This is a genomic window from Pseudomonas sp. WS 5078 (genome assembly GCF_012985745.1).
In the GTDB taxonomy this organism is placed as follows: Bacteria; Pseudomonadota; Gammaproteobacteria; order Pseudomonadales; family Pseudomonadaceae; genus Aquipseudomonas; species Aquipseudomonas lundensis_A.
Genome location: NZ_JAAQWX010000001.1, coordinates 572,007 through 588,302, shown reverse-complemented (window position 1 = coordinate 588,302; position 16,296 = coordinate 572,007). Strand labels below are relative to the sequence as shown.

Annotated in this window: 12 protein-coding genes; 4 read left to right on the top strand and 8 right to left on the bottom strand. The window is 52.9% G+C overall.

The window, feature by feature from the left end:
- Positions 1–371: 371 nt before the first annotated feature.
- Both HBN68_RS02720 and HBN68_RS02715 read right to left on the bottom strand, forming a co-directional pair.
- Complete coding sequence (locus tag HBN68_RS02720) at positions 372–1,205, bottom strand: 8-oxoguanine DNA glycosylase (protein WP_047296914.1); 834 nt, start codon at positions 1,203–1,205, stop codon at positions 372–374.
- On the bottom strand, positions 1,205–1,843 hold the full coding sequence (locus HBN68_RS02715) for a DNA adenine methylase (RefSeq protein ID WP_262373386.1): 639 nt from the start codon (positions 1,841–1,843) through the stop codon (positions 1,205–1,207). Before HBN68_RS02715 ends, HBN68_RS02720 begins: the two co-directional genes overlap by 1 nt.
- A 642-nt stretch (positions 1,844–2,485) precedes the next feature.
- Here HBN68_RS02715 and HBN68_RS02710 point away from each other — a divergent pair.
- The gene (locus HBN68_RS02710) at positions 2,486–3,814 is read left to right on the top strand and encodes an anti-phage deoxyguanosine triphosphatase (RefSeq protein ID WP_047296909.1); all 1,329 of its coding nucleotides are present in this window, start codon (positions 2,486–2,488) and stop codon (positions 3,812–3,814) included.
- Positions 3,815–3,920: 106 nt separating this feature from the next.
- On the opposite strand, the gene HBN68_RS02705 is transcribed toward HBN68_RS02710, so the two are convergent.
- The 3 genes from HBN68_RS02705 to HBN68_RS02695 form a co-directional block, all read right to left on the bottom strand.
- A complete protein-coding gene (locus HBN68_RS02705; protein WP_047296908.1) occupies positions 3,921–4,610 on the bottom strand; it encodes a hypothetical protein in 690 nt (229 codons plus the stop codon).
- Positions 4,611–4,853: 243 nt separating this feature from the next.
- Positions 4,854–5,438, bottom strand: a complete 585-nt coding sequence (locus HBN68_RS02700; RefSeq protein ID WP_139048432.1) for a hypothetical protein — start codon at positions 5,436–5,438, stop codon at positions 4,854–4,856.
- 344 nt (positions 5,439–5,782) lie between these two features.
- Positions 5,783–6,157 (bottom strand): helix-turn-helix transcriptional regulator, encoded by a 375-nt coding sequence (locus tag HBN68_RS02695; protein ID WP_094988642.1) that lies wholly within the window; start codon positions 6,155–6,157, stop codon positions 5,783–5,785.
- Positions 6,158–6,759: 602 nt separating this feature from the next.
- Between HBN68_RS02695 and HBN68_RS02690 the strand changes: the two genes are divergently transcribed.
- The 3 genes from HBN68_RS02690 to HBN68_RS02680 are packed head-to-tail and all read left to right on the top strand — an operon-like array spanning position 6,760 to position 12,466.
- Positions 6,760–7,836, top strand: a complete 1,077-nt coding sequence (locus HBN68_RS02690) for a WYL domain-containing protein (protein ID WP_094988641.1) — start codon at positions 6,760–6,762, stop codon at positions 7,834–7,836.
- A 9-nt stretch (positions 7,837–7,845) separates the two neighbouring features.
- Positions 7,846–9,261: a hypothetical protein gene (locus HBN68_RS02685; protein ID WP_094988640.1), complete on the top strand. Its 1,416-nt coding sequence runs from the start codon at positions 7,846–7,848 to the stop codon at positions 9,259–9,261.
- 10 nt (positions 9,262–9,271) lie between these two features.
- Positions 9,272–12,466, top strand: a complete 3,195-nt coding sequence (locus HBN68_RS02680) for a hypothetical protein (RefSeq protein ID WP_094988639.1) — start codon at positions 9,272–9,274, stop codon at positions 12,464–12,466.
- Between the two features lie 173 nt (positions 12,467–12,639).
- Here HBN68_RS02680 and HBN68_RS02675 read toward each other — a convergent pair whose 3' ends face one another.
- The 3 genes from HBN68_RS02675 to HBN68_RS02665 all read right to left on the bottom strand — a co-directional run bounded on the left by HBN68_RS02675 (position 12,640) and on the right by HBN68_RS02665 (position 15,573).
- A complete protein-coding gene (locus HBN68_RS02675; protein WP_094988638.1) occupies positions 12,640–12,882 on the bottom strand; it encodes a hypothetical protein in 243 nt (80 codons plus the stop codon).
- A gap of 97 nt (positions 12,883–12,979) precedes the next feature.
- A complete protein-coding gene (locus HBN68_RS02670) occupies positions 12,980–14,218 on the bottom strand; it encodes a hypothetical protein (RefSeq protein ID WP_141228730.1) in 1,239 nt (412 codons plus the stop codon).
- Positions 14,219–14,577: 359 nt separating this feature from the next.
- Positions 14,578–15,573, bottom strand: coding sequence for a hypothetical protein (locus tag HBN68_RS02665; RefSeq protein WP_094988635.1), 996 nt, complete (start codon positions 15,571–15,573; stop codon positions 14,578–14,580).
- Between the last annotated feature and the right edge of the window lie 723 nt (positions 15,574–16,296).

Here is a 16,296-nt window from a genome sequence, read left to right as displayed (position 1 = left end):
GTTTTGATTTGGAGCATCGAGCGGCCCCCTCGGCTGGAGCGATCCACCCTATACATATCGTCGTTAAGCGGCCCGAAGATGATCGATGGTGGATGTATGAGCCTAGGGCCCACCAACTGGTGGAACTCCGACATTCGACCGGCAAGCTTGCAGGCCTTTATGAACTCAGTCTGCGGGTTCTGGGCGGTGATGAGGCAACACGAATTCTGTTTCTGGCCGAGCCCGGAAAAACATTGGGTAAATACCAAGATGGATGCAGCCTTGTTTGGCGTGACGCGGGGGTGCTACTCGCGGTCATGGCATTAACTGCGACGGCCCAGGGACTCAACTTCTGTCCGCTGGGTATCACCGGTGAGCCTTGGGCCAGTACCCTAGCCGATCAGGGAAAGTTGGCTGGGGTTGGCCTTGCTCTTCTTGGGTCTGCTACGAGAACCTGAATCAGGTGCGTGGTGCCCCATGCCCATGATGCTGTGCACCGTGGCGGGCGATGACATCATCTCCAACCACATCAGGGCATCGAGCTCCGATGCCCTGACGCCAAGTCCTTTACTGAAGCGGATGAACTGCTCTTCCAGCTCCAGATAGTGTCGCTCAACGGTCAAGTTGCTCTCGAAGAACCTACCCAGTAGCCCGGCACGGAGAATGTGGATGTCCAGGATTGCTACGTCGTCCGCATCCAGCCAGTTACGGGCAACCCACGATGCGGTCTTGTAACCAATGCCTGGAATATCCAGCAGCCAGTCGCGCAGCGCTTTGCCGGAGCCTAACGGAGGCCGTTCAGCAGACAGCTTCTGAAGAGCCGCGCTGAGGTAGCGAGCCTTCTGTGTGGCGAAGCGGTACCGCACTTGGCGACCATCGATAACAAGGGGCTCTTTCAGCCACTCGAGCAGGCTTTCTTCTGAAGGTGGTTGGTCGCCAAAGGCACCGCGTTCTTTGACGTGATGAAAGGCGGCGAGCCCGACGCTAGCGGGGATGCCATGCCCCCCCAACAAGCACGCGCCAACTTCTTCTTTCAGCGTTGCCCCGAGCTTGTAGTTGATCCGATCGCCAGTGAGACGGCGTGCGTACACTTGGTATGCCCAGTAGGCAGGAGTTGGGAACGCCTCCATGGCTCCCCACGGGACGCCCGGAATAACTTCGGCGTCTGCTTTGGGCAGCTCGACATTGAAGACCGCTTGGTCCATGAAAATAGCGCCTAATTGCATCAGGCGGCCTCCTCGGCAATGCCGTAGTGTTCCTGCATCCATTGCAGTAACTCGTGTCGCTCAATGGGATCTAGGCTCTCGATACGAGTACGGAGCCTGGTTTGGCGACGCTGAATGGTTTGGCGGTCTCGGAATGTTTCGCCCATGTATCGACTGTCGTGCAAACGGCTGGGAGGTTCGAAGTTCATCCACACCGTCTCCTCGCGCAGCTCTACATGGGTCTTAGCTGGAAAACTCACCTTGCGCCACCCGATGAGCTCGCGGTTGTAGAGATCACAGTCATAGCCCGAAAGCATCACTTTGCAAGGTAAAGCGACCAAGCACCGCAGCAAGCGGATGTGGTCTTCTTCCGAGTAATCGCAGCGATAGACCTTCTCTCGACGGCGGGTTTCCGGAACGTAGGGCGGATCGACATAGACCAGCTCCTGGCCTTCGAACGAGTACCCCTCAAGGAATGCAACTGCGTCGACTTGGTGGAGTTCGCAGGTATCTGGAAGCTCAGTTTGCCAGAGCTCAATGACTTTGGCGTCGAGGTCCAAGCCAATGTTTCGCTGCGCAGCCTTTTTGTTGCGCATGACGGCCCCGCCACCAAGGTGGGATTCGATGTATGTCTGATGCGGTGGCATCAGGTTGATCAAGCGCTGGTAGCACTTGCCTTTTCCGCCTGGATATCTCATGCGCCAAGCATCGTCAGAAATGACGATGATGTCAAGGCGGAGCGCCGAACGGCCACCATGCGTGGAGTTCGGTTGAGGATTAGTAGTGAAATGTGGATGAACCCCGCAAGAGACTGAGGTAATTAAAGGCAACGCGCCGTTGGTAGGTTGCCTGACAACTACAGTCGATGTGCCGCCGGGCGCGGGGCGGACGGTTTGATCGCTCGACTCAATGAGTTCGGACTTGAGGAAGAGTCAGATGGTGGAACTCTGTGACTGGGCAAGGATGACGTGGAGTGTTGGCGCTGACGAAAAGCTGCCTTAATAACTGCTGTCTTGCTGAGGGGGGTGTGACTCTGGTATTTCAACGGATCATGCTCAGCTTTTGAATAGGAGAGCGTAGGCTAATCTGATACGGAGTCAGTAACTTGCCTTGGGTCGAATATTAATCGGCAGAGTGGAGTGGGGCAATTTCCAATCAACGCGAACAGAGAAGCCTGCTAACCCACGGCGATTTAATTAAGCTGGGTGCTATTGGTAAAATCGAGGCCGGAAAACTCCTCAAATTAGCAATAATGGCAGCCGATAATATAAGCGTTCAAATTAACTCACAGGGAAGGTTTTATGGCTGGAAATATTTGGGAAATGCGCCTGTCTGAAGATCCTCGCCGTAGTGGTGAGGTTCGTTCGGAGTGGGAGCGTGATTACGCACGCTTGATTCACTCATCGGCATTCCGTCGTTTGCAATCAAAAACACAGGTGTTGGGCTTGGGAGAGAGCGATTTTTACCGCACGCGTCTTACCCATTCGATGGAGGTAGCGCAGATTGGTGTCGGGATTGTGCGATGGCTTCAAGACCACCATCAGGATGACGAGGAAATCATCGAGGCTCTGCCGCGTTCAGCGCTCATGAGTTCTATTTGTTTGGCCCATGATATTGGGCACCCTCCTTTTGGGCATGGTGGCGAAGTTGCCTTGAATTTGTGTATGCGAGACTTCGGTGGTTTTGAGGGGAATGGTCAGACATTGCGCATCCTATCGAAATTGGATAAATACACTGCCGATCATGGTTTGAATCCGACTCGCCGCCTTCTTTTAGGCATCCTGAAATATCCCGCACCGTATAGTGACCTGGTGGGCGCGACTGCGTATGGCCAAGTCCCACCTCAGCGCTGGCTGTGTAAGGCTCAAGAGCAGCACCCTCCAAAGTGTTACCTAGATGATGAGCGTGATGTGGTGGACTGGGTTTTAGCGCCTCTAACTGAAGCGGAAAAAGCTGAATTCACAACATTTAAAGAACACAAGTCTGGTCATAAAAAGCCAATATACAAGGGGCTGGATACGTCGATTATGGAGTTGGCTGATGATATTTCATACAGCCTACATGACTTTGAGGATGCTATCTCTTTAGGAATGATCACCAGAAAATCATGGGATGATCAGAATCAAGACAAAGAGAGTCTTTTCAGTAATTGTGAGCTGAATAGCAATACATTGGCGAACCAGCTGTTCTCAGAAGAAAGTTACGAGCGAAAGAAAGCTATCGGTGGTCTAGTTCACCAATTTATTCTCAAAACAGAGGTAAAACGATCCAGCATGTCATCAGCGACCACGGCGCTTATCAAGTGGAATGCCTATATGGATGACAATCATAGAGCGTTGTTGGATCATATCTTTGATCTTGTAAAAACAAAGGTAATTAAGACCCCAAATGTTCAGCAGTTGGAATTTAAAGGTCAGAAGCTGGTGATTGAGCTTTTCGATGCTCTTAGCTCTGATCCCGAGCGGCTTTTGCCATCATCTACTCGGAAGCGATATGTCAGCGGAGAAAGTGCCGGCCAAAAAAATCGAGTTATTTGTGACTATATCTCTGGCATGACAGATGAATATGCAACCCGTTTGTACGAAAAGATCTATTACCCTCATAAAGGGTCGATTTTTGACAGATTGTAAATTTGGTGCGCAGCTAAATTTTGTCTTCTAACAAAACCCCCGCTAGATTTTTGGATCTTCCGGGGGCTTTTTTAAAGTGTGTTGAGCATCGACATTGAAATATCAGTTAGGTCTTTGGATCAAACATTTTAAAGAGACGCTCATCGTCACCGCTCCAGTGAGCCTTGCATTTACATTGCGCTTTGCATCTCCTGCGCTCAATGGGAACATCGATGTTGGCATCTTGCATCGCAAGCCTAAGAGCTCCAACTGCCATGCTATATATGTTGACGTTCTCATCAGTTTTCAGCTTTGGATCATCCAGGATGATTTTCTTCAGATGCCGACCGAATGGCAGTGATCCGCCACAGTGCCGCAATACGATCATCTGATCGAACCTTCCTCTGACGAAATCGTTATTTAACTCTTTTTTGCTCTGGAACCATCTTTCTTCGTCCGACTTCCCTGCCCACTTTGTCGGATTTTCTTTTGTTACCCAGATTCGGCCTGTCTTGTTTCGATCAATGAGTGCGAGATCGAAGACAAAAAGAACAGGACCATAGGCGTTGGCACGACCTGCTCTCGCATGAATATCTACGGAGTCAAGAAAGACATCAAACCAGATGCTGTATCGCTTATCTACATCGTCAGAGGACTGCGCAGTCTGCGTCAATCCCATACGCTCCACGGTGCCCCGAGACATCAAAGCTTTGCTTCTTAAGAACTGGCAAGCAGTCGCGATACTATTTGCATGATGTAGCTCGTCTATGCCTTTTCCTGAAAGCACCTCAAAAACATGCTGAGATGGGATATCCATTGAGATCTACCTTCCTGATAGCCTAATCCAAGGATTCGGTCATACTACTTATCCACAGCTCATCGCGTGCGGCGCTATCCCTTAATACAGTTCGATCTTAGAGCTGTAGGGCCTTGCTAGCAAGTTGGCGTATAGCCGAAGCCAGCTGCTGGGCGCCATCCGAGAGGCTTGGACAAGTCCGAATTTGGTTACTGGCCTACAATCCGGTGGCAAGGGAGGAGCCATTTCAAAGAGGTGACAGTCTTAATCATTTTCTGAGAATGAATTTCGTAGCAGAATACGATCTTTAAGCAGTGCCCAAATCTGATCCCGATACGAGGCTGACTTAATCTTACTTCCCGGAGCCTTGCCAATCCAGTCGATGCGGCAGCTTGTTTTCTTGTCACGACGAGCAGCTCTTGCAAGAGCAGCGAAAGCTCCAGCTTTTGGCAAAATTGAGCGTGCATAACGAGCGCCTGAACCAATGGCAACTGAGGTGTTTGTGACGTTCTCATACAAGGGGTTTTTCCCATCAAGCCAAACTTTATAACATGCATCAACAGTAAGGATAAGAAGGCTCGTGTTAATATCTTTCACGGAAAGCGCAGCATCTTGTGCTAGCTGATTCATTACTTGGCTAACCGAAGTACTACGCTGTTTCAGTAACATATTTTCGAAGGTATTTAGATACATTGATTGACCTGCGCCGCCAAAAGCCATCAGTTGCGAGCCCTCAAAAAAAGTTTCGATTTCCGGCGAAAAAATCTTTCTTTTATAAGTTGTTTTAAATACGCCTGTGTGTGCTCTGTCGGCTGCAAGCACTTTTTTATCCCAAACAATCGTAGTCAAATGTCTATTCCAATTCAGTGAATCGCCTCTGGTTTCGTAGACACCTCCAAGCCAGGTTCAGACAGGGGACTTTTTGTATACGAGGACTCGTCCGGCCATGCGTGCGAACACCAACCCGTACTGTTCAAGATTCCGCCGCACGTGTCGGCCAAAGTCATGACGCGTCTTACGTTGCAACGGTGCCCAGGATGGTTTCCCGATTATCTGCCGAATCGTGAACTCCTGTCCCAGTGGCATTACCGCGACGTTTTGCTTGAGGACTCGCGAAGCCTCATCCCACTCGGCGATCTGGGTATTCATAAGTTGCCCTTAAGTTGTAATTGTATGCTGATGAGTGCAGTACTTTAGCCGCGAATGATTATCTCGATACGTTCGATGTCCACCCCAAAGGTGATTGCCAAGCCAGCTTTGGCCTCTGCGATGCTCAAACCGCGGACACCAGAGGGAACACTTGGCGTATTGGTGTTGGTCGTTGATTCGGACGACTCCTGTAGTACCGCGGCACTCATGGTGAATTCGGGATAGAGAATCTCGTTCAGCTTCTTCCATGTGTCGGCACGGGGGCTCGCAAATTCCCCGCAGTCAGATTCTTCATAGCGACGGGGCATCACGCCATGAATATTGGCCTTTCGGGCAAGCTCGGCGCGGCTCAATCCAAGGAGTTCGCGCCGAGCTTTCAGGGCAGCAGGAAAGTCGGGAGAAGTGGGTGAAGGAAGCATGGGGAGCACCTGGGGTGAGTGGCGATAGCGAAAGTGTATTTTAGGTTGCCCTTAATTTCAAGGGTAAGATAGTTTGAGTATCGCTTTCGCTGCTCTAGATCCTCAGCAATGCTCTGGACGAGCTTGGTCAAGGGCCATCACGTTTCGTGTACTGGGATTACAGTTTTCTCTCTCCCGAGTCGATCGACTCGGCTACCTAGATAGTCAGGCTGACCGCAGTGCCATCCATCAGTGCCTCCTCAACGCGGCCGCGTTATTTGTCAGGGAGAGTCGGCTATGACCGTGTACAGCTCTCCGCGACGACACGATTTGTCGCTCCCCCATAACAAGATGCAAAAAACACCAGGAGCCCACTGTCATGAAGAACCTACTTGCCGCCATCGGTTGTGTTGTTGTGCTGAAGAAGGCCTGTGAGCTATACCGCGAATACCAAGACTTGAAGCGTTACAAGGAAGCCCACGCGCCTGAAGGCCACTGAACGGGTTGGGTGCCCATCTGACTTTAGTCATGTGCGACGCTAGAGAAGTAGCACTGCGCCATCATTTTTATTAGCATCGTGGCCAATCTGGCGTCAGCGACTGATGCACAACAAGGTAGTCTCTATGTCTCAAGCGAAGGATACGCTGCTCAGGCTGTTCGCTCTGCTGCGCCTCATTCCTACCGAGCCGCAGCGTATAGCCAGCACCACCCTGCTGGAGAAGCTGCATGACAAGGGTTTTTCCGTCACGCTGCGCTCTATCCAGCGGGACCTTAACCGGCTCTCCCTGCCGTTCTCGTTGCTATGTGACGAGAGTGAATCACCCTTCCGTTGGAGCTTCACCCGAAACGCACCGCTGAGGCTGGAGGACATGGACGCGCCGACCGCGCTTGCCCTATGCCTGTCCGAAAGCCATCTGGCAACACTGCTGCCACAGACTGTTCTCGACCAGCTCAACCCGCAGTTTCGCCGAGCTCGGCATTTCCTCGGTGATGTGGGCAACAACGGCTTGGCAGACTGGGCGCGTCGCGTCCGTGCGATACCCAACGGCAAGACTCTCCTGCCAGCGGAGATCGCTCTGGAGGTCTGGCGAGCGGTTTCGGGGAGCCTGTTAGAACGTCGACAGATCGAAGTCGCCTACCGCAGCCGTAGTAAAGGTGGTGTAAAGCATCTGGTTCTGCACCCGGCCGGGCTCGTCTCCCGGCATGCCATTAGTTACATGCTGGCATCGGTGGACGGTTATGACGACGTGCGCCAGTTTGCCCTGCACCGGATCCAGTCGATCCGCATGCTGGAAGCCGAGGCCAGGGAGCAATCCAACTTCAACATCGACGACTACATCGCCAGAGGGCGCTTCAGCCAACGCCAGGGCGATGAGTGCGTTGAGTTGGTCGCGGACATCCACCCCCAAATTGCCGAGTTACTGAGTGAGACGCCACTCAGTGACGAGCAATCCCTCCATGACCTCCCCGACCAGGCTTGGAAACGCTTGTGTGCCAGGATCCCGCTGGACCGCGAGACCCTGTGGTGGATCTTCGGCCTCAACGAGAACATTCGTGTCCATGCACCCCAGGTCTGGGTCGACGAGATCCGTCAGCGCCTGAAATCAATGCAGCAGTTCTATCTGAACGAGGACGCGCTTGTCTCTGCCGCCTCTACTCACTCCAGCGTCGGCACTGCCGTCGTTCAGCACAACGTCTGAGGCTCTCTCATGGATAAGCAGGAAAACAAACTTATCAGTCATTCGGTCAGCCTTTGCCCGATCTGGCCCACCCAGGCCGGGGAAAAGATCGGCCGTATGGTCGGCGAGATCAGCCAGACCAATGACATAATGGCCAAGATCGCTTCCACCGCCCAGAACAAAGCGATTAAGGGCGGTTTCGCGGCGGAGACCTGGCACGCTGAGTCGTTCAACCTAGACGCCATCCTCAAGGACAAGGATGTGCGAGCCTTTACCGATAACTTCGCCAAAACACCGCTGGCGAAGAACGACATGACTCACGACATCGTCATCATGAAAGGCGATACGCAACTGCAGGGCGCACAGCTGAAATACTTCAAGAACGCCGATGCCACGCAGAAGGCGTTTCGCTCAAGCAAGGACGGGGTTCACCGTTACGAGAATGCCGACGTGTTCCTCGGGCCGTCCGACCAGATTGAAGGCATCAAGCTGTCAGCTCACAAGGACATGCTGAAAAATCGGGACACCCGCCCCGAGGTCGCCCGGGCCGCCGAAAAAGTGCATGACAAGGCCGCTGGCCGCCTCGACGCCGAGGGAGTCCAGTCCACAGGGTTGAGCAAGCGCGATGCTGAGCACGTCGGATCCGGGTCGACCTCCGGCAAAGAGCTGCATGAGAGCGTGCAGACGGGCTACCTGAACAAGGCGACCTTCCAGCAAAGCATGCGCGCGGCAGGGTCGGCGGCCATCGTAACCACAGTCATCGCCGGCAGTATCAATACCTTCCAGTACATCCGTCAGGTCAGAGATGGCGAGATCACCGCCGAACGGGCCACCGTGCTGATCCTACAAAACACGGCCATCGCTGCCGGCGACAGCGCGCTAAAGGCTGGTGTGGCCTCTGCGAGTGTCAGCATCGCAGCCCGCTCGATGCCTGGTCTGTTCGCCGGCTCGGTGTTCAAACGTACCTTCGCTAATAGTGGCATTGCCGGGGCGGCGGTCTGTGCGGTGGACGTGGTGCAGAACCTAGTGTTGTTCGCCGTCGGCAGGATCACCGCCGAAGAACTGGAAGCCCGCACCGGAAAGGGTTTGCTGCTGACAGGCGCCGGTGTAAGCGGTGCCTCGGTGGGGGCGGCGATTGGTGCCATAGGCGGTCCCGCTGGCGCGCTGGTAGGCAGCATCGTGGGCGGCTTGATCACGACACTGGCGATGAACATTGCTGTGGACAACCACATCGAGAAGAGCTTCCAGCTGACCTTGGTTGCCACGGAGCGCGTGGTCAGCAACGGCGTCGCTGTTCATGAAGCTCTGGAATACCTGCAGGTCTCGCAACAGTTCTACGGCGACTTTCGCAAGGGGCTTTATCTGTCGGAGAAACACTTCGCCGCTCAGGTCAAGACCTTGGAAGCGCAAAGCAAACGACTGAAAAACAAGATTAACACCCTTTAAGGCCGGAACCATGAGCGAGACAACGACAGAGCTACAAGAGCAGATTTTCCACGAGCCGCTGCAAGGGCCCGAGCTAGAGGCAGTGACCACCCTCGTCAACCGCCACAAAGCCAATGCTGCCTTAACCCAGCAACTGGCCCTGGATGCCTCGCGTCTGATCACGAGTAGCCAAGAGCGGTTGAACAAACAGTCGGGGGCCGGCTTCCTTAAGCGTTTCGCCAGCAGCCTCAGCGGTAAGACCAGCGAGAACCAGTTGCTGAATCAGGTCGACACCCTGCAAATACAGAAGTACGCCTGGCACTACCTCAAGCAACTGCAACAGCAGAACCTAATCAACGCGCAGAGCATCGCGGTCATCCGCAACAACCTGGGCACGATGAACGACTACATCATCGAGACTCGGGATTTTCTAGAAACCGCCATCGACCGGATCAACAGCCGGCTGAAGACCGTCGAGAACAGCACTAGCTTCCACAGCTGGTCGCTGAACATTGAGGCGAATAAGCGCCGCTTTAAATCCATTCCGAGCAACCTGCTGATTTTGCACCTGACCTATGACTTCATGCGTGCCCATCGCGACATCGAATTGACCGAGCGCGATGTCAATCACTTGGTGGTCACCCTGGAAAAACTCGGGGTCAACTGCGATGACGAAGTCGAACTGCTGGGGTTCATTATCGAGGTGATCGACCAGATCGAGGTCTTCGGTATTGATCGCTACCGCAGCATGATTGAACTGTCGGTAAACGAAGACCACGTGCTGGACTCGCACTTCATCCAGAAAAACATCTCGGGGCTTGGCTTCAACGCACTCTACTTCCTCTCCGAGGAATACGAAAAGATCATCGACCTCACCGACGATGAGCTGTGCAATAGCGACGAGGCCCGGGAGAAAATCATCTCGCGATTCTTTGGCAACGAATTCGGCGGTCTCTACACCAACTATGGTGTTCGTGACCTGATCGGCGAAGTCATTGGCGGCAGCCTGGTAGCGCTGGACATCTACAAGGAGCAAAACGGTTTCAACGTTAGCGCCGACGGCCCTGCGGACGAGGAGCAACCTGAAACCCTGTCGCTAACCTCCGACTTGCCGGACATCAAGGCCCACAGTTTCCTCGACAAGGCTGACGACGAAGCGCGCCGCACCTACCTGCGCCTGTTCGCGCTGTGCTTCGACAACGCGGCCTCGCTGGACGGCGCGGGCCAGGAGTTTCTCGGACTGTTGGCCGAACACAGTGCCTGCCCGGAGGTGGTCTCACAGATTCTCGGCATCGCCGACAATCCGATGAAGGAGCGTGAACACCTATCAGCGTTGCAAACTCTCCTTAATGACGATGATAAGGCATACACATGGCTCATCGACGCCTTCTTCCTACTGACCTTGTGCCGCAAGAAGGTTGAGAACCCGCGCATCCTGCGGATCTTGACCGCCCTGAAGCCTGGCAACTTCAAGGAAAGCCTACCGCTGGTACTGTCGCTGCTCAATGAGAGCGACGAAGCGGAGCTGCTGAAGGCGGCAACAGGCCTGGCCAAGCTGACCCAGGGCTGGAAGAACGTCGTGCGATATCGCGCGTTGCGCTTCGAGCAGTCTTGGATCGCCACAGAGAAACAGCTCTATGCCGCCAGCATGGACGCCTCAAACATGACCATGGATCTCATGACCGCCACCAGCAAGTCCACCGATTGGTCGTCGTTCATGGGCTCGCTCGATGACGGTTTCCTTGGAAAAATGGCGACGGCTGCAAGTAGTGCAGCCTATACCATCGGCCGCAAGTCTGTCCTGTCCAGCCTCAACGACATACGCCGCAAGGCACAGGACTTCATCGCTACGAATGCCCCGGCACTGAGCGCCGCCAACCGCGTGATCGCCCAATGGGGCCTGCCGCGTATCGAGTTCGAGAACAAGATCTCCTGGTCCGACTACGACCTGGACAACTCTGCAGAAAACGATGACTGGTACCACCAGTTGGACGACTGCGAACGCCAAATCGACCGGACGCTAACGGCATTCTCCGATGCCTGCTCTGATGCGGATGATCAGCTCGGCTACTTCCGCAGGGGCGATTTCGATAGCTCAGTAGTGCTGGCCAGGGTACGCAAGGAGGAGGAGCGCGAACATCAGAAATTGCGCGAGGCGTTGGAAAAACAATCCGTCACCTTTGAGCACGACGGCAAGCGACACTTGTTTGCGATTGACTGGCACGATATGGAAAACCCTCCCTGCGATCCGGAAGAGATTCGCCATATCAAGACTGATGGCAAGGTGTGGCTGATCGTGGACAATGACGAACAGTTCTACCGCAGCGAAGACGGCGAGCATTGGCAGGCAGTCAAGCCCAATGTGGACGATGAACGCATCTGGATTCGCCGGCTCGACGTGATTGACGGGACTTGGGTACTGATGGTGGGCTCAGAGGTGTTCTATTACTCCCACGACGCCCTGACCTGGAAACGTTCGCAGTACCCGGATGTCAGTGATAGCTACACGTTTTCCGCCACTGAAGATCTGGTTTCGTTCAATGGGCAATGGCTCTGGCGTTTCACAGAGCGCACCGAGTTCGAATACACCGATAAGGGTTTCCTGTTCGACTCGACCAAGACCTCGAACTACGAAAAAGCGCTGTTCTTCTGCGCCGACGGACCTGGCGCGAACTGGAAACGCTGGGATAGTCGCCTGAACCTGTCCGAGGGCGAGCAAGTAGAGTATCTGCGTGTAATACCGGGCACGGCGTGCCTGCTGGCGTTCTGCAAGTACAGCAGCTTTTACACTATGGTGAAGAAGAAGACCAACACCAGTTCGTCGGTGATGTACTACGTGCAGGGCAAGGGCTGGCGCAACTGCACTTGGCCTGAAGACAACCTCTCCTTCCATGATCCGCTGGTCACCGCAATGGGCGGCAAACTGATGTGCTTCTCCTGGGGCAACCTGCTGACTTCGCAGAAGGGCTACGACTGGAAGCGCCAGTCGGACGCGCTCACTATCGAGACCAGCTACCACCTCAAAGACCTGAGTCTGTTCCCGTCGCGCAATAACCATCAACGCATACACGTTAGCCACGACGGGCAAGCGTTCAACGAAATCATGCTGGAGGACGGTACTTGGAAGTATTTCGCGGCCAACGACCAGGGCGCCCTGTGCGTTTACGCGCCTGACTCCCACGAAACCTACCTGCGCGTCGGAACCTTCGTCCGCCAGGTCAAGTGATGAACCCGGCGCCCCATCGGGGTGAAGCCAGGTACAAGGCTGCAACAGCTGGTTCGCCAGCGGCAGGGTCGCCCTGACCCCATCGCTGACGGGCCAGCGTGTTGGCGCTGATGCGTTGTTGACCCTGGGTCAAAAGTGCATTGGCGGTAACACCCTAGGTGTAGTTGGTTAGGTTAGTCCTCAAAATAAAGAGCGCAGGCTAAACAAATACCGGTAATTACGGCCATGTACGCTGCCCAAACGTTAAATTGAATAGAAAGTTCAGTGAGCTTTCGGGCAGCCTCAGCCGATGCATCAAGTGCGTCCATCTGTTGCTTGGCAGAAATATGCCAGAACATTCCAGAAACCAAGCTGAGCATTGCGGCAACAGCTGAAAGTCCACGTTTGATCGTAATGCGAATAGTCTCTCGAACCACTGAATAATTTCCTCGGTAGAAAGTAGTTTTCGGCTCTATTAAAAAACTTTAGTTCGAGCCCCGTCAGCAGGGTTGGTGAGGGCCAGATGCTGCCTATCTAAACAGCAGCTTTATCCGTATCGACGCATTCATCATTGATATTCGACAGACGTGACGCCGCTTCCAACAACGCAGTAATAGTCGTCTGGTTTAATGCGAGTGCGACACGGCCATTGACTTCCAATACGCGAGCGCTTGGCAGCTCTCCAGCCGAGGAGGTCACGGCGCTCAGGGTCGCGACCCCACCAGAATAGACAATAAGCCGAACGCGAGCTACATCGAGAGGTTCACCAAACAGATGCTTTGCAGACTTAGGAGATACGCTTGCGGATAGTTGGCGTGCTGTGGCACCTACTTCAATACCGTCGCTATTAAAAAAGGAACGCACCAGGACTCCGACAGTTTCCTCAGGAACAATTGTCATCCATTCGGTCAGTTCCATCTCCATGGGGATTTCGCAAGGCTTGAGCCCCAAATTAAAGATCGACAAATAATAATCTTGCGACGGCAATGCTGAATCAACGAGCCGTAACTTAGGGTTTTGCATTTGTTCGCAAAAATAAATTCGCGTAATTACCAGTTTTTGTTTGTCGAGCAGTGATACATGAATATCTACTCTGGATTTCATTGGTTTGACCCCCTGCGGCAGCACTTTGTACCACTCGTAGAAACCACCGCAGCCAACGCTGATCGGTGAGTTCACCGCCAGTCCGTTTAGGTAGTCACTTTCTCGATAGAGCATTTCGCAGGAGATGCTCTCAGCCAGGTACTCGGTTGTCCTCCAAAGCGCGGCCCCAGAAGCTGTCTTCACACCCTGAAGTCGGTGGTCCTCCCTCTCAATAAGTTGTCCAACAAGCTCTGCCCCACTTCCTGCTGCATAGCAGACGCCAAAGAACTGGGTGTCGATTCGCTTGACCGAATTATGTGTATAGGGGGTGCGATGGCCGGACGCATCAATTAAGACCCCTAGCAGCCAAAACTCTCCTGCTCGCGGTGAGTGTTTTAAGACACGATCTATCAGCTCTTTATCAACTCTCGCGCACTCGTCATATTGATACTTATTACGAAATGCTTCGGACAGATTGTCGAGGAAATGAATAGCGGGTGTGCACGACCCTGCGAACGCCAATACTCCTGAGTTATTGGGGAGAACAAATGTCTTCCGTGCTAGTCTCGATATATGCCACCGATCACCTCCTTCTCCCCACTGCGACTGCACGTCTCCAAGGGCAGGCAGCCAGATTTTTTTGATTTTCCGTGGGTCCTCCCCGTCCACACTTAACAGTGTGTCAGCCACAATATGTGGGTCCGTCTCAGCGTTCAAAAGCGCTATTGCAGTCATATCAAACGCTCACAAGATATAAAAAGTCACCAAAGAAACAAGTGCCGTGAATCCCAAAGCACCAATGATCACCCATCAACTCGAAGCCCATCTCGCGGCCGCAGTTATGAGAAGAGTCAAAGATGTCTTTGCCTTTCGTAATTATACCCGCCTGACTTGCTACATTTAGCGCGGCGCTGTTTTGTGATCCGAATGCCATGAGTGAGGTTCCTCTTTGACTATCTTCACATCTGTTATCGGCCTGGAAGCCTAAAACTGGAAGTTAGGTAGTGGGTAGTATTTTTGACGCTCGGTGCGTAGAGCGGCACTTCTAATTACGATGCGATACGTATGCCTGTCGCACCGTAGTGCTGCTTTATATCTTGATCAAGCGTCGCTACAAAATGATCGGGGCGTACTCCGAGTAACGTCGAAGTTAGCCTCTGTACTGCTTCGACGTTCTTTGCTCTAAGAGCTTGGTTTTTAACGAGCTGTACGGTTAACAGAAGGTTGGTGGGCTCAAGAAAATCAATGAGCAATTTTTGTTGATCACTGATCTCGCGTTCAATAACTGAGATTGCGCCAAGCTCTCGAAAAACAGCCTCTGAGGAGTCAAGATCAGCCTTGGATAGGTTTTTTTTGGTAGGTAAGGCTTCGACCTCATGAAGAAATGCATACAACCTTTCTTGGTATTTTTGCGCATCAAGGTCTAGCCAAAGACCGAGCCCTTTTATAAAACCGCAGATATGGGGATACCACCGACGTTCAAAAGCATCTCTGCCTTTCGCGTTTTCGTCCCTCTTGGTGATTTGGTATTCCCATGTCACCTGGAGAGAGTCACGGCGCCAGCGCTCCACTAGGTTTTCGATAACCGAAGGTGGAAATTCTTTATGTATTTTAAATATATCTAGCTGTAGCGAACGCAGCTGTTTAAGAGCGCTTTTAATACGCGAGAGGAGTTCAGACCTCTGATCAAGCATTTTACCTATTCTGTGGCTGCGAATGGATATGCGTTCTACGGAGGATAATTGGCGAAACGTATTTTTAACTTGATCGTCATCGAGACCAAGGTGATTAAAAGCGCAGCAATTCCCGATTAAAACGTGCTGACCATCTTTGCATTCCACAGCGAAGCCTCGTGAATGTTCCTGTCCGCACCGGCTGCCTTTTTTGAGAAACTGACACCGTGCTTCTGACCTGATCAAATGATATGAGCGCAGGGGATGGCTGTATGTTTCCTTGGTCAATAGTCCTTCAAAATCAATAGTGAAAAGACTTTTGATTTCGTCCAGATATTTGATTTCGTGAGTTACTTTGAGCAATGAGGACATGGACTACTCCACAATTCATGGGCGAGGCGTTACCACGAAGCATGATGTTAATCCGCCAGATAGTGGTTATGCAACCAGCCTGTGTGTGCATACAGTGCACTAAATAATCTAACGGTAACTGTTCTTGACGACTCGGGGTGGGGGGCGAGGGTTACCAGGCCCTAGCGACGAACACGAAGGAGCCAACAAGCCTGATGGGTGTGAGTGAGATGCAGTGAATGCCGACTTGGTTGAACTGCTGCCGATTGTTAGATCTGTGAAGACAGTCAAAAGCTGTTTGTCGTTGATACTTGGCCGGTGGCGCGAACTGATTACCGAGTAGTCCTCGCCATTGCCAAGATACAGCTCAAATACCTAACTATGCTAGCCGGGCACTTTTGTCTGATTTGAAGAATAGGCCGGGCCTTTTAGGTCTACGCGACCCTATCCCGCCATGGTATTGGCGAGAGCAATCTCGAAAGATTGGCGGCATGGGTCCATCACCTTACGGCATCACCGGCATGCGCGCTCCACAAGTGAGGTGTATGGGGTCTTCTTTAAACGCACAAACTGCGTTGAAGAACCGCCGCTCTCTGAAACCTCTGTCTGGGCCGAGAGCGCATCTATTTTGTGAATCCAGTAGGCTTTTCTCATCTTTTCTGTGATTCCCGTCCTTGGCGGTCACAGAAAAAATGATATTTTCCCTGCGTTTGCTGGGTCTCCCGAATCATCTATTTTGTGAAC